Source organism: Microvirga makkahensis, assembly GCF_009830105.1.
GTDB lineage: Bacteria > Pseudomonadota > Alphaproteobacteria > Rhizobiales > Beijerinckiaceae > Microvirga > Microvirga makkahensis.
Map to the genome: position 1 here is coordinate 455938 of NZ_WURB01000001.1, position 25115 is coordinate 481052.

The window sequence follows — 25115 nt, forward strand, 5'->3', positions numbered from 1 at the left end:
ACATTCCGCAGCATAGCCTGGCGGAAGGAATGAATACTAAGGTCGGGCTGACTGAGCCGCCCTCGGACTGTCTTCCAGAGCTTGGCTATGATACCTGCTCCATCGACGAGGCATGACGGCGCTCGTTCTGTAACGTCATGCTGGGCTGGGCGACGAATGTGGCATGAACGACACGTCCCTTCTCCTGCGTCTGGTGGTGGCCTTGGCCATCGGACTTCTCATCGGCCTCGAGCGCGGCTGGCGCCAGCGCGAGGAGGCCGAGGGCGAGCGCACGGCGGGGTTGCGGACCTATACGCTGACCGCCCTGCTCGGCGCTCTGTCGGCCCTCCTCTCGGCCGATACGAGTCCCGTTTTTCTCGGCCTCTCGTTCCTAGGCTTCGCGCTGGCGTTCGGCGCCTTCGCCTGGCTGGAGGCGAAGACCGAGCGGAACTTCAGCGTCACCAGTGTCGTCGCCGGTCTCATCACCTTCTCCCTGGGCGCCTACGCGGTGCTGGGCGATCTGCAGCTGGCGATCGCGGCCAGTGTAATCGTCACCCTCATCCTCGCCCTCAAGCAGCCTCTCCACACCTGGCTGAGACGCCTGACATGGCTTGAGATCAGGTCCGTTCTCATCCTGCTGGCGATGACGTTTCTCGCGTTGCCGCTTCTGCCGAACCGAACCATCGATCCTTGGGATACAGTCAACCCGTCCGAGATCTGGCTGCTTGCCATCATCATCGCGGCCATCTCGTTCGCCGGCTACGCGGCCGTTCGCGTCATGGGAAGCCAAGCGGGCGTCGCGCTCGCGGCACTCGCGGGCGGCCTGGCCTCCTCGACGGCGACGACCGTGACGCTCGCACGCATGGCGCGGGAGCACCCGGCGGCGAGTCCGCTGCTTGCCGGCGGCATACTCCTGTCGGGCGTAGTCATGGTCGCGCGCGTGCTAATCGTCGCGAGCGCCCTGAACCAGGCGCTCCTCATTCCCCTCGCGTGGCCGCTGGGCGCGGCGGGGCTGGTTCTGATCGCCGTGGCGGGGCTGCTCCTCCTTAGACACGGCAGAGGCAGCGAGGAGCATCCCCGGCTCAGCGTCAGAAACCCCTTCGATCTCGCCATGGCCCTGCAGCTCGCAGCGCTCATCGCGGTCATCAGCCTCCTGGCGAAGCTCGTCAGCGATGCCATGGGCGGCGCCGGTCTCACCCTCCTCGCGGCACTCTCGGGCATTGCGGACGTGGATGCGATCACGCTCTCGCTGGCGCGCCTGTCGCACGATGGCGTCACGATCACGACGGCGGCGCTGGGCATCGGCACCGCGACGGCGGTGAATACCCTGGTGAAGGCCGGAATGACGTTCAGTCTGGGAACGAAGAAGGCGGGATGGATCGTATCGGGAACGAGCATGGCTGCCATCGCGGCAGGCGGCCTGGCATTCGCCGTTTTCAACTGACGCGATGAAACATGACAGCAGGAGCAAGAACCCCTGCTCAGGCAATGCTCTCACAGCGCGGGCATGAAGCGGACCTGCGTGAGAAGTAGCGGACCCTGCACGGAGGACAATCCGCAATCAGATCCCTCTGATCCCAGAAGTTGTCCCAGTCCATCTTTTCCTCACGGAGTTCGACAGCAGCCTCAAGAGAATCGGCGTGAATGCGATGCAGGAACACTGGTTCCTTCAACCAACCTCCGACGGATTGCAGCCGATACACTTCGCTTGAGGAAGTGCAGGTCACACTGTCGTCGTCAAGATCGTACCATGCTTCAATAACCCTTTCCTCCAAGAGCAACTCCAGCGAACCCATTATCTCCAAGAAAAAGGCGGGCTCGAAGCCCGCCTTTTTCGATTGTCTCAGTTGTCGAGGAAGCTCCGCAGCTTGCGCGACCGTGAAGGGTGCTTCAGCTTGCGCAGCGCCTTCGCCTCGATCTGACGGATACGCTCGCGGGTCACCGAGAATTGCTGGCCGACCTCTTCGAGGGTGTGGTCCGTGTTCATGCCGATGCCGAAGCGCATGCGAAGCACGCGCTCCTCGCGGGGCGTGAGCGATGCGAGAACGCGCGTGGTGGTCTCGCGCAGGTTCGATTGGATCGCCGCGTCGATGGGCAGGATCGCGTTCTTGTCCTCGATGAAGTCGCCGAGGTGCGAATCCTCCTCGTCGCCGATCGGTGTCTCGAGGGAAATCGGCTCCTTGGCGATCTTCAGGACCTTGCGCACCTTCTCCAGCGGCATGGCGAGCTTCTCGGCCAGCTCCTCCGGGGTCGGCTCGCGGCCGATCTCGTGCAGCATCTGGCGCGAGGTGCGGACGATCTTGTTGATCGTCTCGATCATGTGCACCGGGATGCGGATCGTCCGGGCCTGATCCGCGATGGAGCGCGTGATCGCCTGCCTGATCCACCAGGTGGCGTAGGTCGAGAACTTGTAACCGCGCCGGTACTCGAACTTGTCGACCGCCTTCATGAGACCGATATTGCCCTCCTGGATCAGGTCCAGGAACTGGAGGCCGCGGTTCGTGTACTTCTTGGCGATGGAGATCACGAGGCGCAGGTTGGCCTCGATCATCTCTTTCTTCGCCTGACGGGCCTCGCGCTCGCCCTTCTGCACCATCATGACGATGCGACGGAACTCCTGGATTTCCAGGCCGGTCTCGCTCGCCAGATTGTGGATCTGCTCGCGCAGGTCATGGATGCCGTCCTTCGCGTTGGCGACGAAGTCCTTCCAGCCCCTTCCGCCGAGCTTGGAGACGCGCAGCACCCATTTCGGATCGAGTTCCCAGCCCTGGTAGTGCTTGAGGAACTCCTCGCGGGCGACGCCGTGGCTCTCGGCCAGGCGCATCAGGCGGCCCTCATGGGAGATGAGGCGCTTGTTGATATCGTAGAGCTGCTCGACCAGCGCCTCGATGCGGTTGTTGTTCAGCGAAAGCGACTTCACCGCAGTAACGATATCCGCCTTCAGCTCGCGGTACTTGCGTTCCTGAGCCGGGGTCAGCTGCTTGTTCTGCATGCGCTGCTCCACATGCTCGACCTGCAGGCGGCGCAGCTTCTTGTAGTTGTCGGCGATGGAGTCAAAGGTTTCGAGAACGCGTGGCTTCAGCTCGGCCTCCATGGCCGAGAGCGACACGTTGTTCTCCATGTCCTCGTCGTCCATCTCGCCTTCCGGCGGCGTGACCTCGTCGCCCTCGGGCGTCTCGTCCTCGCTCTCCTCGCCCAAGGCGTCGACCTTGGGCGCGCCCTTGCCGTCGGGACCGGCGTAAGTCGCCTCGAGATCGATGATGTCGCGCAGGAGCACCCGGCCCTCGACGAGCTCGTCGCGCCAGATGATGATCGCCTGGAACGTCAGCGGACTCTCGCAGAGGCCCGCGATCATCGCTTCGCGGCCGGCCTCGATGCGCTTGGCGATGGCGATCTCGCCCTCGCGGGAGAGAAGCTCCACCGAGCCCATCTCGCGCAGATACATGCGCACCGGATCGTCCGTGCGGTCGGTCGGCTCCTTGGCCGTTGTCTCGCGGACCGCGACGGCGCGGGTCTGGGACGCCTCGACGAGGTCGCCGCCATCGACTTCCTCCTCCTCGGCGTCGGCCTGAGCGCCCTCCTCCGTCTCCTCCGACTCGACGACGTTGATGCCCATCTCGGAAAGCTGGCCAAGCACGTCCTCGATCTGCTCCGAGGAGAACTCCTCCGGAGGCAGAACCTCGTTCAACTCATCATAGGTGACATAGCCGCGCTTCTTCGCGAGCTTGATCATCCGTTTAACGGCGGCATCGCTCAGGTCGAGCAGAGGCCCATCGCTCGTTTGCTCCGGAGCTGTCGTCTCGCCTTCGTCCCGTTCGGTTGCCTTCGTCGCCATGCTTCGCTCTACTCCGGCGCTCCATCAGCCTCCTCTGCGAGACTGACGATGCGCGAATGGGCAGCAAGGCCTTCGGCCCGGCCACCCGGAAATCCTCATCCATTCAACAGCAAGTCACTTGACTAACCGTTAACCATCTCCTGCCCGTATTGAGCCACATTCCGTCTCTTAGAAACCGGCTCCCCCAGCGGACCCGTTCTTGTCCAAGTCGGCCTCGGCACCCTCGACGGAGGACAACTGGTTCTGGACCTCTCGCAGCCAAGCGAGATTAGCCTCGTTGTCCTCTTCGGCGAGCGCACGCTCGGCGGCCCGAAGTTCGCTATGTAACGTGCGCGCACGGCGATGCAAGGTGATGGCTTGCCTCAATGCGTCCTCAAGCCGCAAGGAATCCGCATGCGGATCGAGCATCCAGCGGTCCCCGGGACGGACCAGGGAGCTGAGCCTGTCCGCCGCCTGGATCAGCCCGGCACGCTCCAGGCGAGCCAGCATCACGCTCGGATCGGCTGGCTCGCCGCTGGCGGCACCGTCCAGCAGGAGACTGCGCATCATTTGGGCGGCGCGCCCTTCAAGTTCAAGGCCTGCAAGGGTTTCCGCGTGATCCTGAATAAGGTTCGGATGCGCCAGAAAGGTGCAGAGGATCATCGCCTCCCGGGGACTTTCCGCCGTTCCGCCGGTGAAAAGGGGGCTTCGCGCCAGGAGCGGCGATACGCTCAGGCGAGCGCTCGGCGTCGTCGGTGCGGGCCCGCGAAAATCGCGCCGACCCGCGCCGCCGTGACGTTTGAACCGGCTGGCTCGAGAATCGGGACTCAAGGCCGCAAGGCGGCTTTCGATCTCCTCCCGGTAGTACCTTTTCAGGGTTTCGTCGCGAATCAGCGCAAGTGATTCGCGGAGCCGCTGGTCCAGGGCCGCCCGCCGCTCCGGGGTGTCCAATGGCGCGGCCTCGGTCTCCCGGGCCCAGAGGATATCGACCAGGGGCTTGGCCGCGGCCAGCACCCGCTCGACGGCCGTCCGGCCTCCGGACCGGACGAGATCGTCCGGGTCCTGGCCCTCGGGCAGGAGGGCGAAGCGCAGGGATTTCCCGGCGGTCAGGCTCGGCAGCGCCGTGTCGAGGGCGCGATAGGCGGCGCGCTGCCCGGCCCGGTCGCCGTCGAAGCACAGGACCGGCTCGTCGGAGAGGCGCCACAGCAGGCTGAGCTGATCCTCCGTGAGGGCCGTGCCCAGGGGCGCGACCGCATTGGGAAATCCCGCGACGGAGAGCGAGATCACGTCCACATAGCCTTCCACCGCGATCACGGTGCCCAGGTCGTGCGCGGGCTGCCGGGCGAGATGGTAGTTGTAGAGGAGCCGCCCCTTGTTGAAGAGCGGCGTATCCGGCGAGTTCAGATATTTCGCCGGCACGTCGGCGCTCATGGCGCGCCCGCCGAAGGCGATCACGCGGCCCCGAACGTCGCAGATCGGGAACATCACCCGGTCGCGGAAGCGGTCGTAGGGCACCTTCACGTCCTCGCCCGCGATCAGCAGGCCCGCCTCCGCCATCATCTCGATGGAGATGCCCTTGCCCGCCAGATGGTCGCGCAGGGCGAAGCGCTCCGGCGGCGCATAGCCGATCCGGAAGCGCTTCTGCGTCTCCGGGCCCAAGGACCGTCCCGCCAGATAATCGCGCGCCTTCAGGCCGAAGCGGCCCTGGAGCGAGGCTTCGAAGAACTCCGCCGCCATGTCCATGACGTCGTAGAGCGTCCTGCGCTTCACCTCCTCCGCCCGGTCCTCGTGCGTGAGCTTGGGCAGAGGCACTCCCGCTTCCCCGGCCAGCCGCTCGACGGCCTCGGGGAAGGAGAGCCCCTCCGTCTCCATCAGGAAGGTGAAGATGTCGCCGTGCTTGCCGGAGGAGAAGCAATGATAGAACTGCTTCTGGTCATTCACGTAGAAGGACGGCGTCTTCTCCGCATTGAAGGGCGACAGGCCCTTCCATTCCCGCCCCGCCTTCTTCAAGCGCACGCGCTTGCCCACGACGGCCGAAACCGGCAGCCGGGCGCGGATCTCCTCGAGGATTTGGGGCGGGTAGCGCACGAGGCGTGTATCTCCAAACTTGCTCCATAAACTAGGGCGTTCGCGCCGGAGGGAGAAACATCGCGGCCAAGCTGTTCTGTGCCCGCAATCCACAGGCTTGGCTGCGTTTACGGACCTTGGTTCCGGCTTTTCTCCTCATCCGGCCTCTCGAAGGACCGGGAGCCCCTGCCTTCGGCCCGCCCATGGGTCGTCGTCCCCGGCCTTGTACCGGCAATCCCGATCCTCCGAAGCGTCACGCTCTTCGCATCGGGAGGGCCAACCGATCCCCGGATCACGTCCGCAGACGGCCAGGGCGCCGAAAGGATGCGCCATCTGGAGGATATGAAGCCGCGATCAAGGGCAAGGCGGGCTCCTTCGACGGGAAGCCCGGAGGTGCGCCTCACTCGCGCGACCATTCGGTCGCCAGCACGATATGGGTCGTAGCGGTCGCCACCCCCTTCACCGCGGCGACCTGATCCCTGATCGCGTTGAGGATCGCATTGGAATCGCAGGCCACCATGACCATGAGATCGATGGAGCCCGTCAGGGAGTGGCAGGCCGTGATTTCGGGAATGCCGGACAGCACAGGCACCACCTGCTTGCAGCGGAAGCCCGGCTCGAAGGTCACGGCGATCATGGCCTTCACGGCGGGATCGTGCTCCAGGCCGAGATTCACTGTGTAGCCCTTGATGATGCCTTCGCGCTCCAGGCGGCGCATCCGCTCCTGGGTGGCGCTGCGGGACAGTCCTACGCTGCGGGCAAGACCCACGAGGCTCTCACGGGCGTTCTTCCGCAAGGCCGCAACGATGATCCTGTCCTTGTGGTCCAGCATGGCGCCCCGTCAGCCGCGAAAGTGAATGCGACCGGCATTTAGCCGGTCAGACCGTCATCTTGTCGAGTGAAACCGGCAGAGGATTCGTGGAAGCTCGGGCAGCATTCCACAGGAGTTCCCAATGTTCCCCGATCTCTTGAACGCAGTTCTTCTGCCCATCGACATGCAGAAGGCTTTCGACGATCCCTCCTGGCCACGCCGCTGGAACGGGGCCGTCGACGCCAACGGGCTGTCGCTGCTCGGTGCTTGGCGGGCGGCGAAGATGCCCGTCATCCATGTCAGGCACGATTCCGTCGAGCCCGGCTCGACCCTCGCGCCCGGCCGGCCGGGCAACGCGTTCCGGGACGGTTTCGGCCCGCAGGGAGATGAGCCGCTCGTCGCCAAGAGCGTGAACTCGGCCTTCATCGGCACCGATCTCGAGCAGCGTCTCCGGCGGCTCGGGACCGATACCATCTTTGCTTACGGCATCTCGACCGACATGTGCGTGTCGACCACCGTGCGGATGGGGGCCAATCTGGGCTACCGCATGATCCTGGTGGAGGACGCCTGCGACTGCTTCGACCTGCCCGACGGCCGGGGCGGCACCATTCCGGCCGAGGTTATCCATGCGGCCCATGTGGCGACGCTGGGCTTCGAGTTCGCCAGGGTCGTCACCACGCGGGACCTGGTTCGGGCGCTCGCGGGGACCAGGGCGGTTGCAACCTGAAGCCGCACGACCGCCGGACGATGTGCGCGGCCGGAGCGGAACCGGGCGCGGAGAAGGTGAATCCCTGGCGATCAACCCTCACCGAGCCGCGCCATTTCGCCTCGGCCCCACTCCACCGGGGGAACGGGATTAGCGCTTCTCGCCTCCCCTGGCGCAACGGATGGCTTGAACCATCGCTTCGACCGCGGCGTCTTGGTCGAGAGCGCTTTCGCGCACCAGGGTCCGCCACGTAAAGAAGCTGAGTGCGAGCCTGAGCACCGCACGCTGCTCCGCACTCAGCGACTCACCGAGAACGGTGCCGTAAGCCGCCATGTACGGCCCGAAGCGCAGCTCGGCGATTTCCCTTGTGAGGGGATGATACTCGGCATCACGCAGCACACACGCCGCCATATCGGCATTGCGCTCGTACCAGCCATAGATCGCGAGGAGGCCAACCCGGAGGCGCTCGCCCTGGTCCTCCACCCCGCTCCAGACTGCGGAATCGGGCAAAGGATCGCGCTCCATCGCCATCCCCGAGCAGGCCATGTGAAGACTGCGCTCGTCCGGAAAATGCGCATAGAACGTGTGCCGCTGAACGCCGGCCCGCTCAGCCACCATGCTGACGGTCGTAAGCGCCGGCCCGACAGTGCTGTGCAACTCCACCGCGGCCTCGACGATGCGGCGTCGGGTCTCCGCCTGCTGCTCTGCGCGCCGCTTGAGGGTGTATGTCCGTGCCATGGCCTATTTCGGTACACACGCATGTGCAATCATATTGACGGGGCCTCCGAATTTCAATACACACGCATGTACAATTAAAAACGTGCCGGCGTCCATCGTTCCCTTATGGCCGACGGTATCCATCCAGATGATTGCGTGGAGGAAGTCATGGAAACCAAGATCAGTGAAATTGCGAACGGCATCTACAGGCTCTCGACCTACGTGCCGCAGATCGCCCCGCCGGCCGGATTCACCTTCAACCAGTTCCTGATCCTGGGCGACGAGCCGCTCATGTTTCACACCGGCCTACGGAAGATGTTCCCGCTGAACCGGGACGCGGTGAGCCGCATCATTCCGCTCGAGCGTCTGCGCTGGATCACATGGGGCCATTATGAGGCCGACGAGTGCGGCGCGATGAACGAATGGCTCGCCGTCTCCCCGCAGGCGCAGCTCGCCCACGGCTACACGGGCTGCAACGTGTCGGTGAACGACATGGCGGATCGCACGCCCCGCGAGCTGAAGGACGGCGAAGTGATCGACCTGGGCGGCGGGAAGAGGGTCCGCTACATCGACACCCCGCATACGCCGCACGGCTGGGATGCGGGCGTCGTTTATGAAGAATCGACTGGGACCCTGCTGTGCGGCGACCTCTTCACCCAACTCGGCGATGGACCGGCCCTGACCGACGGAGACATCGTCGGTCCGGCGATCGCGGGCGAGGACCTGTTCAAATATTCCGGCCTCAGCCCGAACATGGGAGCGACGATCCGGGACCTCGCGAAGCTGGCGCCGCGCACCCTGGCCCTGATGCACGGCTCGTCCTTTTCGGGCGATTGTCAGGCCGCGCTTCACGCGCTCGCGGATGACTACGACCGTCGCACCGCCGACTTCAGGCAAGCGATCATGGAAGGCAAGAATGCCTAGACTATTGGCGAAGGGCTCTTGAGGATTCGGCGCACTCGCCCCCTAGGAAGATCAAGGTACGGAAAAAATACATGCTTCGATTTGCCTGGCTGGCCATTCTCTCGCGATTGCTCGCCGCCATTCATGTTCGGAAAGAGTCAGAAACCGCTCCGGTCGCGGTTCGCGCAAACTGGCGAACCGCGATCCTGGAAAAGCGGTGAGCGGACGAGCCGCCCCTCGGCAAGCAGGAGCGGTCACCCCTTCGGGAGCATCTCCTTGACCAGGCCGCTGGCTTTGGCGAAGTCCATGCGTCCCGCATACTTAGCGCGCAGCGCCCCCACGACCTTCCCCATGTCCTTCATGGAGGCGGCGCCCGTCTCGGCGATGGCGGCTTCGATCGCGGACTTCGTCTCGGCCTCGTCCATCTGCTTGGGAAGGTAGGAGGAGATGACCTCGACCTCGTTCTTCTCGGATTGAGCGAGCTCAGTGCGGCCGCCCTGCTCGTACATGGCGATCGATTCCTGGCGCTGCTTCACCATTTTCTGCAGCAAAGCCAGAATCTCTTCGTCCGACAGCGGCTCCTTGCCGGTGCCGCGGGCCTCAATGTCCTTGTCCTTCAGGGCGGCTTGGATCAGGCGGATCGCGCCTAGCCTGCCCTTGTCCCCGGCCTTCATGGCCTCCTTCATGTCGGCGGTGAAACGTTCGCGCAGCATTGCGGATCTCCTTTGAATTTAAAGCGGCTCAAGCGTTGACGGGACGCGAGCGGCCCCTTAAGTCACGGGGACAGTTCACGGCGGCCCGGTACGGGCCTGCTCAAGCACGGCCTGTCGGCCCCGGACTTACAAGAGATCATGACGATGCTGCAAGACAAAGACACGGCGGGTGGCTGGGAAGAGCCGCGCGCAACGGCCGTTCTCGTGCTTCAGGACGGCACGGTGCTGGAAGGCTTCGGCGTCGGCGCAGAGGGCGAGGCGACCGGCGAGGTCTGCTTCAACACGGCGATGACGGGCTACGAGGAGATTCTGACCGACCCCTCCTACGCCGGGCAGATCATCACCTTCACCTTCCCGCATATCGGAAACGTGGGCACGAACGAAGAGGACATCGAGAGCGTGAACGCCGCCTCGTCCTCGGGCGTGCGCGGCGTGGTGCTGGCAGCCTCCATCACCGAGCCCTCCAACTGGCGCGCCTCCCGCGACCTCGACGCCTGGCTCAAATCCCGCCAGATCGTCGGGCTCTCGGGCATCGACACCCGCGCGCTCACGGCTCTGATCCGCGACAAGGGCATGCCGAACGCCGTCATCGCCCACAACCCGAAAGGCGCGTTCGATCTCGAAGCCCTCAAGGCCAAGGCTGCCGCCCTCCCTTCGATGGACGGGCTGGATCTCGTGCCGCTGGTCACCAGCAACCAGCGTTTCCACTGGGACGAGACCACATGGACCAAAGGTGAAGGCTACGGCCATCAGCAGGCCGAGCCGAAACACCACGTCGTCGCGATCGATTACGGCGTGAAGCGCAACATCCTGCGCCTTCTCGCCCGCGCCGGCTGCAAGGTGACCGTCGTGCCCGCCACGGCAACCGCCGAGGACGTGCTGGCCCTCAACCCCGACGGCGTGTTCCTCTCCAACGGACCAGGCGACCCGGCCGCGACCGGCGAATATGCCGTGCCGGTGATCCGGAAGGTGCTCGAGAAGAGAATCCCAACCTTTGGCATCTGCCTTGGCCACCAGATGCTGAGCCTGGCCGTGGGCGCCAAGACCAAGAAGATGCACCAGGGGCATCACGGCGCGAACCATCCGGTGAAGGACAAGACCACGGGCAAGGTGGAGATCACCTCTATGAATCACGGCTTCGCGGTGGATCCGGGAACGCTCCCAACGAACGCCGTGGAAACCCATGTGTCCCTGTTCGACGGCTCGAATTGCGGCATCGCGCTGACCGACCGTCCCGCGTTTTCGGTGCAGTACCATCCCGAAGCGTCCCCCGGCCCTCAGGACAGCCACTACCTCTTCGATCGCTTCGTAAAGCTGATGGATGAGGGCAAGGCGAAAGAATAGTCCTGGCGTTTCCGGATAACGAACCGTCACATTTCGGAGGCCGGCCGAGAACCGAGCCGGCCTTCGGCGGCCCCATACAGGTAGAGGCGCTCCCTCGAACCGTTGCGCGGCAATCGCGAATTCCGCCGTTCTTCCTCTTGCGGCCGCATCCGGTTATATCTTATAACATATACGCTGCTTTGTCAGCGCTTTGCGTAAGCGGTCCAAGACGCCGATATACGCGACAAATGCGTATGTTGCCTCCGTCGCCTGGACCGCAGTAACAAACGGTTAACCATAAAAATCAATGATTCCAGGTCATGTTTCGGGGGTTTCACCGATGGATTTCGATTCCGATTCCGGCGAATTCAGCCGCTGGCACAATCTCTTCACCTTTCACCTCGGCGTTGCCGTCACCCTGTCCTGGCTGACCTCGCTCTATGCTGCCGCCTACGCTCCCTGGGTGCGCAACATCCGCCCGCTGATTGACCCTTCCAATGTAGGCCAGGTTGAGAGCACCTGGTCCTATCTCTTCGTCTTCCCCGTGGTGCTCACGACGGCATGGCTGATCTCGATCTTCGGCCAGAACGTCTTCGCCAAATTTCGTCTGCTGCGGAACCAAGCCGTCGAGTTCGGAATCGCGGGAGCGGTAGCCTTCGTCATGTTCTATCTCTCCATCGACCGCGCCGTCGCGGCGATGCTGCTCGGCATGTGAGCCTTACGTCACGGTCCAGCTCGATCTTTCGCCCGGGCCATGCGTTCCCCCTTGCAACGAAAAGGGAGATCCGCATGGCTCAGGCAAAAGGATATGGCGATCCGAGCGGCTACAACGCACCGCTCGGCACGGAGACATACGTCTTTCAAAGCAACGGCATCGTGCCCAACTCGTCCCTGCCGCTGATCGTCCGCCGCGGCGCCGTTTCGCCGGCCCAGGACGACCCGGCGAAGGCCTTCAAGGCCACCTTTGCCAAGAACGGCTGGACCAATGCGTGGTTGGACACCATCCACGATTACCACCACTATCACCCGAACACCCACGAGGTGCTGGGCATCGCCTCGGGCTCCGCCTCCGTGCGCTTCGGCGGGGAAGAGGGGGAACTCGTCGCCGTCTCCGCAGGTGACGTCGTCATCATCCCGGCAGGCGTGGCCCATGCCCTGATCAACGCGAGCGACGACTTCGCCGTAGTCGGCGCCTATCCGGACGGCCGGGACTACGACACGGTCCGGGATGATCCCGGAGCGCTGGCATCCTCCCAGCAGCGGATCGCACAGGTTCCGCTCCCCGCTGCCGATCCTGTTGACGGAGCGAACGGCCCGTTGACGAAGCTATGGTCCTGAGCGAGATGACGGAGGCTTGAGCATGGGCTAGAACCTAGCCCATGGCGAGCTGGCGGGACTACTGGAACCAAGACACCCCGATCTATTCGGGCGAGCGGCACAAGCTGTTGCATTACAGGCTCGTGGCGAACGACATCGTCGGTCTCGTCCCGTCGCCCGAGGCGAGCGTGCTCGATTACGGCTGCGGCGAGGCCCTCTTTGCCGATCAGGTCGCGGCCAAGTGCGCGAAGCTCTACCTGAGCGATGCCGCGCCCCTCGTCCGGGAGCGGCTGCAGGCCAGGTTCGGCGGGAACGAGCGCATCGCGATCCTGTCTCCCGCGCAGGTTGCCGGTCTCGCCGATGAATCCCTCGACCTCGTCGTGGTGAATTCGCTCCTGCAATACCTGTCCCTCGACGAGCTGCGCTCCTTGCTCAAGCTCTGGCGCGCGAAGCTGAAGAGTGACGGCAGGCTCGTCATCGCGGATGTGATCCCGCCGGACGTGAGTCCGGTCACGGATGCCAAGGCGCTTCTCTCATTCGCGTGGCATGGCGGTTTCCTGATAGCGGCCCTCACGGGCCTCGCCCGCACCGCTTTCTCCGAGTACCGCAAGCTCCGCGAGGAGATCGGCCTTGCGCAATACAGCGAGGACGAGGTGATCGACATCCTCCAGGATGCCGGGTTCGAGCCGCGCCGCGCCGCCCGCAATCTCGGTCACAACCAAGCGCGAATGACCTTCATCGGGCGGGCGGCCGACGCCGCCTGAGCCCAGGGCTGTTCCGCTTGCGCCGAATCATCTCTTTTCCGCTCGCCGAAGAATGCTCTAAGCGAACGTCCAGATCTTGTGAGCCAGAAAGCTCCAGAGCATCACCACGCCTGTGGTCGCCACCTGCGCCGGCAGGTAGGGACCTCCGAGCCATTCCACCAGAACATGCATGAGAAACCATGTCAGAAGGAACCCGACGAAGGCGACCGCCGCGAAGCGCCATGTCGCCTCCCGGTGCGGGCGGCTGCTTTTGTAAGTATGCCTGCGGTTCAGCGCATACGACACCGACCCGCCCGCCACGTAGCCGGCGAGCGTCGCAGGGACGGGATGGGCCCCTCCTCCCTCGACGAGAAGGATGAGCAAGCCGAAATGCACCAGAGCCGCCGCCAGCCCTACTCCGAAGAAGGCTGCGAACTGACGGGACAGGCGGTGGAAGGGAGAAAGCGCGTTCACCCCTCCTCGTTAGCGTCTCCCGCGGGCTTCGTCACCTCGCCGCGCTGAAGGGTCCCGGCAATCCGGCGGATGACGGCGCGTGGTAGGAGCTTGGCTCCCAGTGTCCCCAGCCGGTTGGACGCTCCCGCGACCACGATGGCCCTGCCCGCTTCGTAGCCGTCGATCCCGATCCGGGCCACCTGGGCCGCGGACATCGCGCCCTGGGTGAACCGCTTGGTATTCTCGAGGTCCGCCGTCGAGGAAAACTCGCTCTCCGTCGGCCCGGGACAGAGGGCCGTCACCGTCACGCCATGAGGCTTGGCCTCTTCGTGCAGCGCCTCGGACAAGGACAGCACATAGGCCTTGGTGGCGTAATAGACCCCCATGTAGGGCCCGGCCTGGAAGGCCGCGGTGGAGGCCACATTCAGGATGCCGCCTCGCCCGCGCTCCAGCATACCGGGCAAGAGCAGGCGGCAAAGGGCCGTCAGCGCCGTGACATTCACGTCGATCATGGCGATCTGCCGCTCGAACGGCATCGTCGCGAAGGTCCCCCTCAGGCCGAATCCCGCATTGTTCACGAGGGTATGAACCTGGATGCCCCGGTCCCTGAGCATCTCGACGAGATCCTGGGGCGCCTCGCGGTCCTCGAGGTCGAGGGCCATGACTTCCACGGGGATGTCATGGGCTCCCTGGATTTCCTCGGCCAAGGCTTCCAGGCGCTCGTGCCGTCGGGCCGCGACGACAAGGGAATAGCCTCTCGCGGCGAAAATCCGGGCAAGCTCCGCACCGATCCCGCTCGATGCCCCGGTAATCACCGCCCAGCGCGCGTCCTCAGCCATCCCTTATCTCCCTCGGGTTCCTGCCGCTCAACGGCCTGCGATCATGCCGCATGCGGGTACCTGTCGCCAAATGATGGCTCGGGCCTTTGAATTTGCAGCGTGTCCGTGTAAGAGCCTCACTCAACCTTCAATCTGACACATCCCGGCTGCGCTTGAAGTGCCGCATAGAGCGGCCGCGCGGCTGGACACGCCTGGGTGGGCCAATGCCGAAGCGGACAGACATCTCCTCCATTCTCATCATCGGCGCAGGGCCGATCATCATCGGTCAGGCCTGCGAGTTCGATTATTCGGGCACGCAGGCCGTCAAGGCCCTGAAGGAGGAAGGCTATCGCGTCGTCCTGGTGAATTCGAATCCCGCGACGATCATGACCGATCCCGATCTCGCGGACGCCACCTATGTGGAGCCGATCACGCCCGAGATCGTGGCCAAGATCATCGAGAAGGAACGCCCGGACGCGATCCTTCCCACGATGGGCGGCCAGACGGCGCTGAACTGCGCCCTCTCGCTGAAGAAGATGGGCGTCCTCGAGAAGTTCGGCGTCGAGATGATCGGCGCGACGGCGGAGGCCATCGACAAGGCCGAGGACCGCCAGCTCTTCCGCGAGGCCATGACCAAGATCGGCCTCGACACCCCGAAGTCCCGCTTGGCCAACGCATCGGCTCTCAAGAAGGCCGACAGGGATGCCTATCTGGCCGAGCTCGCGCGGCTCGAAGCCATGGATATGCACCCGGGCGACAAGAAGCGCATGATTGCCGCCTACAAGCTGAAGTGGGACGCGGGCGAGAACGACCGCCGCAAGCGCTACCAGGAGCACGCCATGGGCGAGGCCCTGCTCGCCCTCGCCGAAGTGGGTCTGCCCGCCATCATCCGTCCCTCATTCACCATGGGCGGCACCGGCGGAGGCATCGCCTACAACCGCGAGGAGTTCCTCGACATCGTCGAGCGCGGCCTGGATGCCTCCCCCACCAACGAGGTGCTGATCGAGGAGAGCGTGCTCGGCTGGAAGGAGTACGAGATGGAGGTCGTCCGCGACAAGGCGGACAACTGCATCATCATCTGCTCCATCGAGAACTTCGATCCGATGGGGGTCCACACGGGCGATTCGATCACGGTCGCGCCGGCACTGACGCTCACGGACAAAGAATACCAGATCATGCGTGACGCCTCGCTGGCTGTTCTGCGCGAGATCGGCGTCGAGACCGGCGGCTCAAACGTGCAGTTCGCGATCAACCCGGAGAACGGGCGCATGATCGTGATCGAGATGAACCCGCGCGTGTCGCGCTCCTCGGCGCTCGCCTCCAAGGCGACGGGCTTCCCCATCGCCAAGGTCGCGGCCAAGCTCGCCGTAGGCTATACGCTCGACGAGATCGCCAACGACATCACCGGCGGCGCGACGCCCGCATCGTTCGAGCCCACCATCGACTACGTGGTCACGAAGATCCCGCGCTTCGCCTTCGAGAAGTTCCCCGGTGCCGAGCCCACCCTCACGACGGCCATGAAGTCCGTGGGCGAGGCCATGGCCATCGGGCGCTCCTTCCCGGAATCCCTGCAGAAGGCCCTGCGCTCCCTCGAAACCGGCCTCACCGGCCTCGACGAGATCGAGATCGAGGGCCTCGGCAAGGGCGACGATAAAAACGCCATCAAGGCCGCCCTCGGCACCCCCACCCCGGACCGCATCCTGAAGGTGGCCCAGGCCCTTCGCCTCGGCATCAGCCACGACGAGGTCTACGAGTCCTGCAAGATCGACCGCTGGTTCCTGGAGCAGCTCCAGGACATCGTCGACATGGAAGCCAAGGTGAAGGCCCACGGCCTGCCGAAGACGCCGGGCGCCTTCCGCCAGATCAAGGCGCTGGGCTTCTCCGACGCGCGGCTCGCGGTGCTGGCCGGAACGACCGAGGCGGAGGTGCGCGAGGCGCGCCGCGCCCTCGGGGTACGCCCGGTATTCAAGCGCATCGATACCTGTGCGGCGGAGTTCGCCTCGCCCACCGCCTACATGTACTCGAGCTACACCGCTCCGTTCGCGGGCAACCCCGCGGACGAGGCCAATCCGTCGGACGCCAGAAAGGTGATCATCCTCGGCGGCGGCCCCAACCGGATCGGCCAGGGCATCGAGTTCGACTATTGCTGCTGCCACGCCTGCTTCGCGCTGAAAGACGCGGGCTTCGAGACCATCATGATCAACTGCAACCCGGAGACGGTCTCGACCGACTACGACACCTCCGACCGGCTCTATTTCGAGCCGCTGACGCAGGAGGACGTGCTGGAGATCATCGAGACCGAGCGCTCCAAGGGCACCCTCCACGGCGTGATCGTGCAGTTCGGCGGCCAGACGCCGCTCAAGCTCGCCCGCGCCCTGGAGGAGGCGGATGTGAGGATCCTCGGCACCTCCCCCGACGCCATCGACCTCGCCGAGGACCGGGACCGGTTCAAGCGCCTCCTGGACAAACTGCATCTGAAGCAGCCCAAGAACGGCATCGCCTATTCGGTGGAGCAGGCCCGCCTGATCGCCGCCGATCTCGGCCTGCCCTTCGTGGTGCGCCCGTCCTATGTGCTCGGCGGCCGCGCGATGGCGATCGTCCGGGACGAGACCCAGTTCGAGGATTACCTGCTCGGCACCCTGCCCAGCCTGATTCCCTCCGACATCAAGGCTCGCTACCCCAACGACAAGACGGGTCAGATCAACACGGTTCTCGGCAAGAACCCCCTGCTCTTCGACCGCTATCTCTCGGATGCCATCGAGGTCGACGTGGACTGCCTCTGCGACGGCAAGGAGGTGTTCATCGCCGGGATCATGGAGCATATCGAAGAGGCGGGCATCCACTCCGGCGATTCCGCCTGTTCCCTGCCACCGCGCTCGCTTTCGGAGGAGATCATCGCGGAGCTGGAGCGCCAGACGAAGGCCCTGGCCCTCGCTCTCGACGTGGGCGGCCTGATGAACGTGCAATACGCCATCAAGGACGGCACGATCCACGTTCTCGAGGTCAACCCCCGCGCCTCGCGCACGGTGCCCTTCGTGGCCAAGGTCATCGGCGAACCCATCGCCAAGATCGCGGCCCGGATCATGGCCGGCGAGCCCCTGGCCAGGTTTGCCCTGACCCCGAAGGAGCTGCCGCATATCGGCGTCAAGGAGGCCGTCTTCCCCTTCGCCCGCTTCCCGGGCGTGGACGTACTGCTCGGGCCGGAAATGCGCTCGACGGGCGAGGTCATCGGCCTCGACCGGAGCTTCGGCGTGGCCTTCGCCAAGAGCCAGCTCGGCGCCGGAAGCCAGCTGCCCAAGACGGGAACCCTGTTCGTGTCGGTCCGCGACTCGGACAAGCCCCGCATTCTTCCGGCGGTCCGGATGCTGGAAGAGGCCGGTTTCCAGGTCCTGGCGACCGCGGGCACCCAGAAGTATCTCGCGGAACAGGGCGTCAAGGCCAAGCGCATCAACAAGGTGCTCGAAGGCCGCCCCCACGTGGTCGATGCCATGAAGAACGGCGACATCCAGCTGGTGTTCAATACCACCGAAGGTGCGGGCGCCTTGTCAGATTCTCGCTCACTTCGGCAAGCTGCCCTCTTGCATAAGATACCTTACTACACCACTCTTGCAGGAGCGATCGCTGCAGCCGAGGGCATCAAGGCCTATCTCGGCGGCGATCTCGAGGTTCGAGCGCTTCAGGACTATTTCGCCTGAGGCCTCGGGCCTGCACAATGGAACTGCGAAGCTTCAGTGGAGTTTTCGTTGACTTGCGAGGGCGCTGGAAACAGCGGCCTCGTACCTCTTTTTGGACGAGATAAACGATGGACAAGGTCCCTCTGACGATCAAGGGTTTTGCGGCGCTCGAGGAAGAACTCAAGCATCGGCAACAGGTCGAGCGCCCGCGGATCATCCAGGCGATCGCGGAAGCGCGCGCGCTCGGCGACTTGTCGGAAAACGCCGAATACCATGCCGCCAAGGAAGCCCAGTCCCTCAACGAGGGCCGTATCCTTGAGCTGGAGAGCCTGATTTCCCGTGCGGAAGTCATTGATATCTCCAAGCTCTCGGGCGACCGGATCAAGTTCGGTGCGACCGTGAAGCTGGTGGACGAAGACACCGAGGAAGAAAAGACCTACCAGATCGTAGGCGAGCCCGAGGCCGACGTCCGTTCCGGCCGCGTCTCGGTCGCCTCCCCCATTGCCCGCGCCCTGATGGGCAAGACCATCGGCGATACGGTGGAGGTGTCGACCCCCGGGGGCGGCAAATCCTATGAGGTCGTCGGGGTTCAGTTCAGAGTCTGATGCGACGAGGGGGCAGCCAATGAGAGATCAGATCATGCCCCCTCCATCCCGCCGCTCATTTCTGAAAACCCTCGCCTGCACCGGTCTTGCGGGTGCGGGCCTGCTGGCGCACGCCCCGGCCCGGGCCCAGGCCTTTCCCCGGGCGTTCTCGTCGTTCTTCGTCGATGTCGAGCCGCTCAAGGCGAAAGGATGGGGTCCGTTCGCCGATCTCATCCGGCAGGCGGCCCTTGACGAGCTGCACCGCTCCTTTGCGGACCGGATCGACCCGCGCGGCCCACGTTTCGTCCTCCTCATCACTGACGTATTCCTGACAGCCTCTCCCGACCCCGGGTCGGGCTCGCGCGGCCGTGGCGGCGGGGGCGGAAACCACGACGGCATGGACGGGGAAGCCCTGGCGATCGGCCCGAGGGGCCAGATCCTGGCCCGCCATCCGCAGCACGCGGTGCTCGACGTGGCGAGGAGAAGCACCGACCCTGATGAACCGGGCCGCGCCGTCGCCTTGGCGCAGCATTATGTGCGCTGGCTGCGGCGCAGGCTCTGACCCGGGCCGGGGCTTACTCGGCTACTTCCGCAATGTCGTCGATCGGCACCAGCGGCTCGTCCTTGATCAGATCGAGGGTGAGCGCTGTCCGGACGTTGCGCACGTTGGGCAGGGACGTGAGTTCGGAGACGAGGCTCTGGAAGGAAGCGAGGTTCGGGGCCACGCATTTCATGATGAAATCGATGTCGCCCGACAGGGTCCAGCATTCGCGGACCATGGGCCAGTCCTTCACCCGCTGCTCGAATTCCTGAAGCTCTTTCTTGCCCTGGATATCGAGCTGCACCATGGCGAAGCACACGATCTCGAAGCCCAGACCCTTGGGGTCGAGAATGGCCCGGTAGGCCTTGATGATGCCGGCGCTTTCGAGCGCGCGCACACGGCGCAGACACGGGGGCGCCGACAGTCCGACACGGCGGGCCAGCTCAACATTGGTGATGCTGCCGTCGGCCTGCAGTTCCCTCAGAATAGCCCAGTCAATCGAATCGAGGCGTCCGCGCACGGTCACTCCAATGGAGCGCATATCGGACGGGCCTCACGGCCCGGATCATGCACCCCTCAAGCAAAAAACTCGTCTTGGCTGAGTAGACCGTGTAAAGGGTCTGCACAAGCGGGACGGGCGATTAAGTCGCAACGAACCATCTGAACTCCACAGGCTCGTTGATCGAATGTTGCGCGACATTTCCAGCCCCCTTACCTGGGTCCTGAGCGACGGCAAGGCCGGTGACGAGCTTCAGGGCCTGAGCGTGGCCGAGGCTCTGGGGATTCAGCCGGAAATCCGCCGCGTCAGGCCCCGTGCGCCCTTCACCTGGATGATGCCCTGGGGTCCCATCGATCCTCGGGAGAGGCCGAGCCGGCCTGGCAGTCCCATCGCCCCGCCCTATCCCGATCTCCTCCTCGCCTCCGGCCGCCGGGCGGTGCCTTATCTGCGCTTCGTCAAACGGGCCTCGGGAGGGCGGACCTATACGGTTTTTCTCAAGGACCCCCGCACGGGGCCGAACACGGCCGACCTCATCTGGGCACCGGATTACGACCGCCTGCGCGGGCCCAACGTGCTGACCACGCTGACCCCACCGCACCGCGTCTCCGCCCGGAAGATCGAGGAGGCGCGAGCGCATCCCGATCCGCGCCTCGCGGCCCTGCCCAGACCCCGCGTCGGAGTGCTCGTCGGCGGCGACAGCCGGCATCACCGGTTCACGGATCAGGATATCGGTCGCTTCGTCCAGCACCTGTCCACCCTCGCCCGATCGGGCGCCGGGCTGATGATCACGGCCTCCCGCCGCACTCCGACCCCCCTGCGGATGGCATTGATCGCCCTTGCCGCCCGTCATGGGGCCTTCTTTTGGGACGGGACCGGCGAGGCCCCCGGAGAGAATCCTTATGTGGCCCTGCTCGGTCTCGCCGATTTCATCGTGGCGACGGCAGATTCCTTCAACATGATCGGAGAAGCGGCCGCCTCGGGAAAGCCGATCCTGGTCTTCGAACCTTCCGGCGGACATCCGAAGCTCGGTATTTACATGGAGCGTCTGAGGGCCCATGGAATTGTGCATCCGTTCGAGGGCCATCTTGTAGGACAGGCCTACGAACCCCTAAATTCGACGCCTAGGATTGCTGCTGCCATTGTCCGGGGCTTCAGCCTTCACTGCCGCTCCCTTGGTTTGCCGGACATTGCGTTTTCACTGGAGACGTCCTGATGGCCCATTCTCACGCCAAGCTCATCGTCATCGGCTCGGAGCCCTCAGGCTACACGGCAGCGATCCATGCGGCGCGCGCTCTGCTCGAGCCCGCCATGATCTCGGGCCTCAAGCCCGGCGGAGAGCTCATGATCACCACGGATGTCGGGAACTATCCGGGTTTCGCCAAAGTGATCCGGGACTCCGCCACCGGTCACAAGCCTTCGACCGAACTGTTCGGTGGATGGCGCGACATGAAACCCGGCGGGTATCTCCAGGTGAAGCCGGGCTCGACCAGCACCAATATTCCCGGTGGCTTCGGGGCCTTCTCTGAACCAGATGACCTCACCGAGTGCGTGTATTCAAACCAGTCTGCCTTGAACGACAATGCTTTGAGCGCTGAGAATAAACACGCGGCGTAATGCACATTCATCCGATGCCCCTTTAGATTCCTGAGATTTCACTATGAACACGCATCACACCAAGGTCCTGATCATCGGGGCCGGACCGGCTGGATATACCGCCGCCATCTACGCTGCTCGTGCCAACCTGAAGCCGCTCCTTGTGACTGGCATGCAGCCCGGCGGCCAACTCACCATCACGACGGATGTCGAGAACTACCCTGGGTTCGCGGAACCCGTTCAGGGACCGTGGCTGATGGAGCAGATGAAGCAGCAGGCCGAAAATGTCGGCGCCAATCTGGTTTACGACACGATCGTCAATGTCGATCTCTCAAAGCGGCCGTTCCGGGCTGAGGGTGACTCGGGCGACGTCTACGTGGCCGATGCTCTCATCATCGCAACGGGAGCCCAGGCTCGATGGCTGGGACTGCCCTCGGAAGAGTTCTTTAATGGGTACGGGGTTTCAGCCTGTGCGACCTGCGATGGTTTCTTCTATCGCAACAAGAACGTTGTGGTTGTTGGCGGCGGCAACACTGCGGTCGAAGAAGCTCTCTATCTTTCGAACATCGCCGCCAAGGTCACTGTAGTCCATCGTCGTGACCGCTTCCGTGCGGAACCAATCCTTCAGGACCGTCTCCTGGCCAAGCCGAACGTCGAGGTGATCTGGAACCACGTCATCGACGAGGTTCTCGGAAAGCAGGAGCCTATGAAATCGGTGACGGGCGTTCGGATCCGTGATGCGAACACGGGCGAGACGAAGGAGCTCTCCACAGACGGCCTTTTCGTCGCCATTGGCCATGACCCCGCGACCAAGCTGTTCCGAGATCAGCTCGACATGGATGAAGCTGGCTACATCAAGGTTGGCTCGTGGTCGACGAAAACGTCCGTTTCCGGGTGCATGGCGGCCGGCGATGTTATCGACCCGGTGTTCCGGCAGGCCATTAGCTCCGCCGGTATGGGGTGCATGGCGGCCCTGGAAGCCGAAAAATTCCTGGCCGAGCATTCACCTGATCCGGTCACCCGCTCGATCGAGAAGCAAGAAGAGCAGATGATCGGCGCCTGGGATTAGAACTTCGGCAGGGCGTTCCCGTTTGCGAGCGCCCTTGCAGAGTGCGGAACCCACGGGCTTAGCATTTCGGTTACACAATCCAGAAGCACCAAAGCCGGGCCCAGGCCTGGCCTTGGAGCCGCGGAACGGCCGAAGCCGACGCGGGGCAAGAGGTCGTGCCCTCTCCTGTCTTGCGGGATTCGGGTTTAGCGGGATCCGCCCTCGAAGTCGAAGGTAGCCTCAGCAACTTGGCGTGGAAGGGTTACCGGTACCAATATGCGTGCAATATCACTGCCCTAACTGCGGCGAGAGGTTTGAGACTTCTGGTCTCACGGCCGAGGAGGCTTGTGATGCCGAAAGGCGTCACCAGCGCCTGAGTACCGTCCACTGCCCGAGGTGCCCCCGCACCGATCTGGCTAGGGGCTGGTCGCTGTTGGTCCAGATGAACAGGGTCGCGACCGGACTGGCGGCTTCGGGCCCGAACAGGTCGGCAAGCTGCTGGACGCGAGCCGTTATGATCGCGCCCTGTCCCACCGCGAGGCGCTGGTTCGCGGGAACGCCGACAAAGCCGAAGAGCGCCGCCTTCCCCTGATACGCGCGGCCAGGGCCACCTGCGCCCCATGAAGGGGTGAGGGCGTGATGGCGGGCCAATCCTTATTGACGAGCTGGATGCTGCCGCCGGTTCGGACGAAGCGTTCCAGGTCGGCGGGACCTTCTTGCAGAAGGGGCAGTTGTAGTCCGCGGCGGCAACGCCGAGCAGCCCGTTGGCGGCCGCCATGGCCACCACGTACTAGTCGAGAGAGCGAATCTCCTGCCCGCCGAAAGCTGTCCTCCGTTGCCGGTCAGCATGCCCGACAGGCTTGGGATCATCGGCCGCGCGCAGGGTGTGAAGGTGAGCAGGAGGACGAAGCCGAGGAACGCCGCCAGGGTCGCGAGGCCGACTGACTTTGTCACGGACAAGGAGCAGATGCCCAGCTTCTCGGCACATCCCTGGCAAGTGCCATGGATCGTGCGCGATGGAGCCGCGCCCCGAGTTCGGCGGCGGGAATCGTCACCCGGCGGCATCCAGGTAGACCCCGGTCTCGCCGAAGGTGGGATCGACCCTGCGCTTGCCGGACCGGTCCGGATCGAAAGCGGCCGCTCGCCCGAGGGCGTCGCGGTGACGGCTGTCCTGTTCCGGTCGAGATAGACATCCGGAGTGATGGACCCATCGAGGTGCAGGTTGCGGCCCGGCCCACTCGAGGCGCTCAGACCGAAGAGCTCGTCGGGTCGCAGCCCGTCAAACTACGCCCCTGCCCCGGCCGGGCCGACGAACAGGGCCATGAGCACGGCCACGGTGAATCGGTTTGAGCGACAGGGGGACCTCGCAACCGGAACGACTTTCCTCAGACTAGCGTCCGGCTCCCCCGTCCCGGGAAGAACGAGGTGCGAGGATATCGTGGATCGTCCTTCCTCAGTACAAGCGGAGTGACCAGGACAGCCGACTCCGTTCAGCCTTCAAGGATAAGAGGCCACGGCGCCCGTTATGCGGGTGATCGCCTCGTCGACCGTAGCCCTGGGACAGCCGAGATTGACCCGCATGAAGCCCTCACCGTCGGCTCCAAACTTGGAGCCATGGTCGAGCCACACCCCGGCCCTGGTGAGCATGAACGTCCGGAGCTCCGGGGCCGTCAGGCCAAGCCCCCGGCAGTCCATCCACGACAGGTAAAGCGAGTCCGACGGAAGGACCCTGATTCTCGTCGTGGCGTCGTTGATCGCGCGGGCGAAGTGTTCGCGGTTGGCTCGGACGTAGTCCAGCATGGCCTCGAGCCAGGGCTCCCCATGGGCGTAAGCGGCCTCAGCGGCGACCATCCCGAGCACGTTCACCTGACCGGAGCCGTTCCTCTCGAGCTGGCGGCGAAGCTCCCCGCGCAGCCGTGGGTTGGGCACGATGACGTTCGCCGTCTGAAGGCCGGCAAGATTGAAGGTCTTGCTCGGAGCCGTGCACGTGAAGCTGTTCTGCGCGAACGCATCGCCAAGGGACGCGAAAGGGACATGCCGCTTTTGCGGGTTCAGGACGAAGTCCTCGTGGATCTCGTCCGCAACGACCAGCACGCCATGACGCGCGCAGATCTCGCCCATCGCCCGGAGTTCCTCCTCGGACCAGACATTGCCTGTGGGATTGTGAGGGCTGCACAGGATGAAGATCTTCGTGTTGTCGCGGATCGCGGCTTCGAAGACCTTCTCGTCGAAACGGTATCCGCCCTCCGTGAGGACGAGCGGGGCGTAGGCCAGACGCCGGCCGTTCAGGACCGGATCGTCATGGAAGTGTGCATAGACTGGCGGCTGGATGAGGATCGTGTCGCCTGCTTGAGAGAATGCCTGGATGATCGTCTTCAATGCGGTGACGACACCCGGAGTTTGCAGGAGCCAGTCCGGCGAGACGTCCCAGCCGAAACGCCTGGCCTGCCAGTTGATGACGGCATCGACATAGGATTTCGGTACGCCGCCTGGATAGCCGAGGATGCCGTGCCGGACGGCATCCGTGAGGGCATCGAGGACGGTCTGGGGAGCCTTGAAGTCCATGTCCGCGACCCACATCGGCAGCGGGTCGGCAGCGCACTCCTCGGGCGTCAGCAGCTTGCCGGAGCATGCCCACTTCACCGAGTTCGAGGAGCGCCGGTCAATGATCTCATCGAAATCGAAATCCTTGTCGGCCCGCTCGGGACTGCGGCGATGGAGGATTGTCACAGGGCTGTTCACTTGCATGTCCTTTGATCGGGTGGTGAGGTCAGCGCGAATGGCAAGGGCAGTGTCACCCGGTTCGGCGCCA

Annotated in this window: 24 protein-coding genes and 1 pseudogene; 14 read left to right on the top strand and 11 right to left on the bottom strand. The window is 64.3% G+C overall.

Features of this window, described 5'->3' with window-relative positions; translation table 11 throughout:
• Positions 1-163: 163 nt before the first annotated feature.
• Positions 164-1423, top strand: coding sequence for an MgtC/SapB family protein (locus tag GR328_RS02235; RefSeq protein ID WP_160882879.1), 1260 nt, complete (start codon positions 164-166; stop codon positions 1421-1423).
• A gap of 399 nt (positions 1424-1822) precedes the next feature.
• On the opposite strand, the gene rpoD is transcribed toward GR328_RS02235, so the two are convergent.
• The 3 genes from rpoD to GR328_RS02250 all read right to left on the bottom strand — a co-directional run bounded on the left by rpoD (position 1823) and on the right by GR328_RS02250 (position 6692).
• Positions 1823-3814, bottom strand: coding sequence for an RNA polymerase sigma factor RpoD (gene rpoD, locus GR328_RS02240; protein WP_160882880.1), 1992 nt, complete (start codon positions 3812-3814; stop codon positions 1823-1825).
• 168 nt (positions 3815-3982) lie between these two features.
• Positions 3983-5881, bottom strand: a complete 1899-nt coding sequence (gene dnaG / locus GR328_RS02245) for a DNA primase (protein ID WP_160882881.1) — start codon at positions 5879-5881, stop codon at positions 3983-3985.
• A gap of 379 nt (positions 5882-6260) precedes the next feature.
• Positions 6261-6692, bottom strand: coding sequence for an Lrp/AsnC family transcriptional regulator (locus GR328_RS02250; RefSeq protein ID WP_160882882.1), 432 nt, complete (start codon positions 6690-6692; stop codon positions 6261-6263).
• A gap of 121 nt (positions 6693-6813) precedes the next feature.
• On the opposite strand from GR328_RS02250, the gene GR328_RS02255 reads away from it, so the two are divergent.
• Positions 6814-7398: a cysteine hydrolase family protein gene (locus GR328_RS02255; protein WP_160882883.1), complete on the top strand. Its 585-nt coding sequence runs from the start codon at positions 6814-6816 to the stop codon at positions 7396-7398.
• Between the two features lie 129 nt (positions 7399-7527).
• Here the strand turns inward: GR328_RS02255 and GR328_RS02260 are convergent, their stop codons facing one another.
• A complete protein-coding gene (locus GR328_RS02260; RefSeq protein WP_160882884.1) occupies positions 7528-8115 on the bottom strand; it encodes a TetR/AcrR family transcriptional regulator in 588 nt (195 codons plus the stop codon).
• Positions 8116-8262: 147 nt separating this feature from the next.
• Here GR328_RS02260 and GR328_RS02265 point away from each other — a divergent pair, with 147 nt between their 5' ends.
• On the top strand, positions 8263-9018 hold the full coding sequence (locus GR328_RS02265; protein ID WP_160882885.1) for an oxygen-binding di-iron domain-containing protein: 756 nt from the start codon (positions 8263-8265) through the stop codon (positions 9016-9018).
• A gap of 233 nt (positions 9019-9251) precedes the next feature.
• Here GR328_RS02265 and GR328_RS02270 read toward each other — a convergent pair whose 3' ends face one another.
• Entirely contained in the window at positions 9252-9710 is a 459-nt protein-coding gene (locus GR328_RS02270) for a GatB/YqeY domain-containing protein (RefSeq protein ID WP_160882886.1), read from the bottom strand.
• A gap of 144 nt (positions 9711-9854) precedes the next feature.
• Here GR328_RS02270 and carA point away from each other — a divergent pair, with 144 nt between their 5' ends.
• From carA to GR328_RS02290, 4 genes are all read left to right on the top strand, one after another.
• On the top strand, positions 9855-11054 hold the full coding sequence (carA, locus tag GR328_RS02275; protein ID WP_160882887.1) for a glutamine-hydrolyzing carbamoyl-phosphate synthase small subunit: 1200 nt from the start codon (positions 9855-9857) through the stop codon (positions 11052-11054).
• Between the two features lie 319 nt (positions 11055-11373).
• The gene (locus GR328_RS02280; RefSeq protein WP_160882888.1) at positions 11374-11748 is read left to right on the top strand and encodes a hypothetical protein; all 375 of its coding nucleotides are present in this window, start codon (positions 11374-11376) and stop codon (positions 11746-11748) included.
• Positions 11749-11822: 74 nt separating this feature from the next.
• Entirely contained in the window at positions 11823-12371 is a 549-nt protein-coding gene (locus GR328_RS02285) for a cupin domain-containing protein (RefSeq protein ID WP_160882889.1), read from the top strand.
• Between the two features lie 41 nt (positions 12372-12412).
• Entirely contained in the window at positions 12413-13114 is a 702-nt protein-coding gene (locus GR328_RS02290; protein ID WP_160882890.1) for a class I SAM-dependent methyltransferase, read from the top strand.
• Between the two features lie 57 nt (positions 13115-13171).
• On the opposite strand, the gene GR328_RS02295 is transcribed toward GR328_RS02290, so the two are convergent.
• Positions 13172-13567 (bottom strand): GtrA family protein, encoded by a 396-nt coding sequence (locus GR328_RS02295; RefSeq protein ID WP_343039257.1) that lies wholly within the window; start codon positions 13565-13567, stop codon positions 13172-13174.
• The gene (locus GR328_RS02300) at positions 13564-14385 is read right to left on the bottom strand and encodes an SDR family NAD(P)-dependent oxidoreductase (protein ID WP_160882891.1); all 822 of its coding nucleotides are present in this window, start codon (positions 14383-14385) and stop codon (positions 13564-13566) included. The genes GR328_RS02295 and GR328_RS02300 overlap by 4 nt, the downstream gene beginning before the upstream one ends.
• A 203-nt stretch (positions 14386-14588) precedes the next feature.
• Between GR328_RS02300 and carB the strand changes: the two genes are divergently transcribed.
• From carB to GR328_RS02315, 3 genes are all read left to right on the top strand, one after another.
• Complete coding sequence (gene carB / locus GR328_RS02305) at positions 14589-18059, top strand: carbamoyl-phosphate synthase large subunit (protein WP_160882892.1); 3471 nt, start codon at positions 14589-14591, stop codon at positions 18057-18059.
• A gap of 107 nt (positions 18060-18166) precedes the next feature.
• Positions 18167-18643: a transcription elongation factor GreA gene (greA, locus tag GR328_RS02310; RefSeq protein WP_160882893.1), complete on the top strand. Its 477-nt coding sequence runs from the start codon at positions 18167-18169 to the stop codon at positions 18641-18643.
• Between the two features lie 34 nt (positions 18644-18677).
• Positions 18678-19184: a twin-arginine translocation signal domain-containing protein gene (locus tag GR328_RS02315; protein ID WP_205789667.1), complete on the top strand. Its 507-nt coding sequence runs from the start codon at positions 18678-18680 to the stop codon at positions 19182-19184.
• A gap of 13 nt (positions 19185-19197) precedes the next feature.
• Here the strand turns inward: GR328_RS02315 and GR328_RS02320 are convergent, their stop codons facing one another.
• Entirely contained in the window at positions 19198-19704 is a 507-nt protein-coding gene (locus tag GR328_RS02320; RefSeq protein ID WP_205789668.1) for an Lrp/AsnC family transcriptional regulator, read from the bottom strand.
• Between the two features lie 145 nt (positions 19705-19849).
• Here GR328_RS02320 and GR328_RS02325 point away from each other — a divergent pair, with 145 nt between their 5' ends.
• The 3 genes and pseudogenes from GR328_RS02325 (at position 19850) to trxB (ending at position 22324) form a co-directional block, all read left to right on the top strand.
• The gene (locus tag GR328_RS02325; RefSeq protein WP_160882895.1) at positions 19850-20875 is read left to right on the top strand and encodes a mitochondrial fission ELM1 family protein; all 1026 of its coding nucleotides are present in this window, start codon (positions 19850-19852) and stop codon (positions 20873-20875) included.
• Positions 20875-21054, top strand: a pseudogene (locus tag GR328_RS27075) (thioredoxin-disulfide reductase); the annotation flags it as partial. The gene GR328_RS02325 and the pseudogene GR328_RS27075, both read left to right, overlap by 1 nt.
• Before the next feature lie 265 nt (positions 21055-21319).
• On the top strand, positions 21320-22324 hold the full coding sequence (gene trxB / locus GR328_RS02335) for a thioredoxin-disulfide reductase (RefSeq protein ID WP_160882897.1): 1005 nt from the start codon (positions 21320-21322) through the stop codon (positions 22322-22324).
• A gap of 342 nt (positions 22325-22666) precedes the next feature.
• Here the strand turns inward: trxB and GR328_RS27080 are convergent, their stop codons facing one another.
• Entirely contained in the window at positions 22667-22954 is a 288-nt protein-coding gene (locus GR328_RS27080) for a hypothetical protein (RefSeq protein ID WP_246215627.1), read from the bottom strand.
• Positions 22955-22957: 3 nt separating this feature from the next.
• Positions 22958-23368, bottom strand: a complete 411-nt coding sequence (locus tag GR328_RS28725) for a cytochrome c biogenesis protein CcdA (protein ID WP_484502538.1) — start codon at positions 23366-23368, stop codon at positions 22958-22960.
• Here GR328_RS28725 and GR328_RS26790 point away from each other — a divergent pair.
• Positions 23271-23492 (top strand): hypothetical protein, encoded by a 222-nt coding sequence (locus tag GR328_RS26790; protein ID WP_205789669.1) that lies wholly within the window; start codon positions 23271-23273, stop codon positions 23490-23492. The genes GR328_RS28725 and GR328_RS26790 overlap by 98 nt on opposite strands.
• Positions 23493-23800: 308 nt before the next feature.
• Here GR328_RS26790 and GR328_RS02350 read toward each other — a convergent pair whose 3' ends face one another.
• Positions 23801-25045: a MalY/PatB family protein gene (locus tag GR328_RS02350; RefSeq protein WP_343039258.1), complete on the bottom strand. Its 1245-nt coding sequence runs from the start codon at positions 25043-25045 to the stop codon at positions 23801-23803.
• Positions 25046-25115 lie beyond the last annotated feature (70 nt).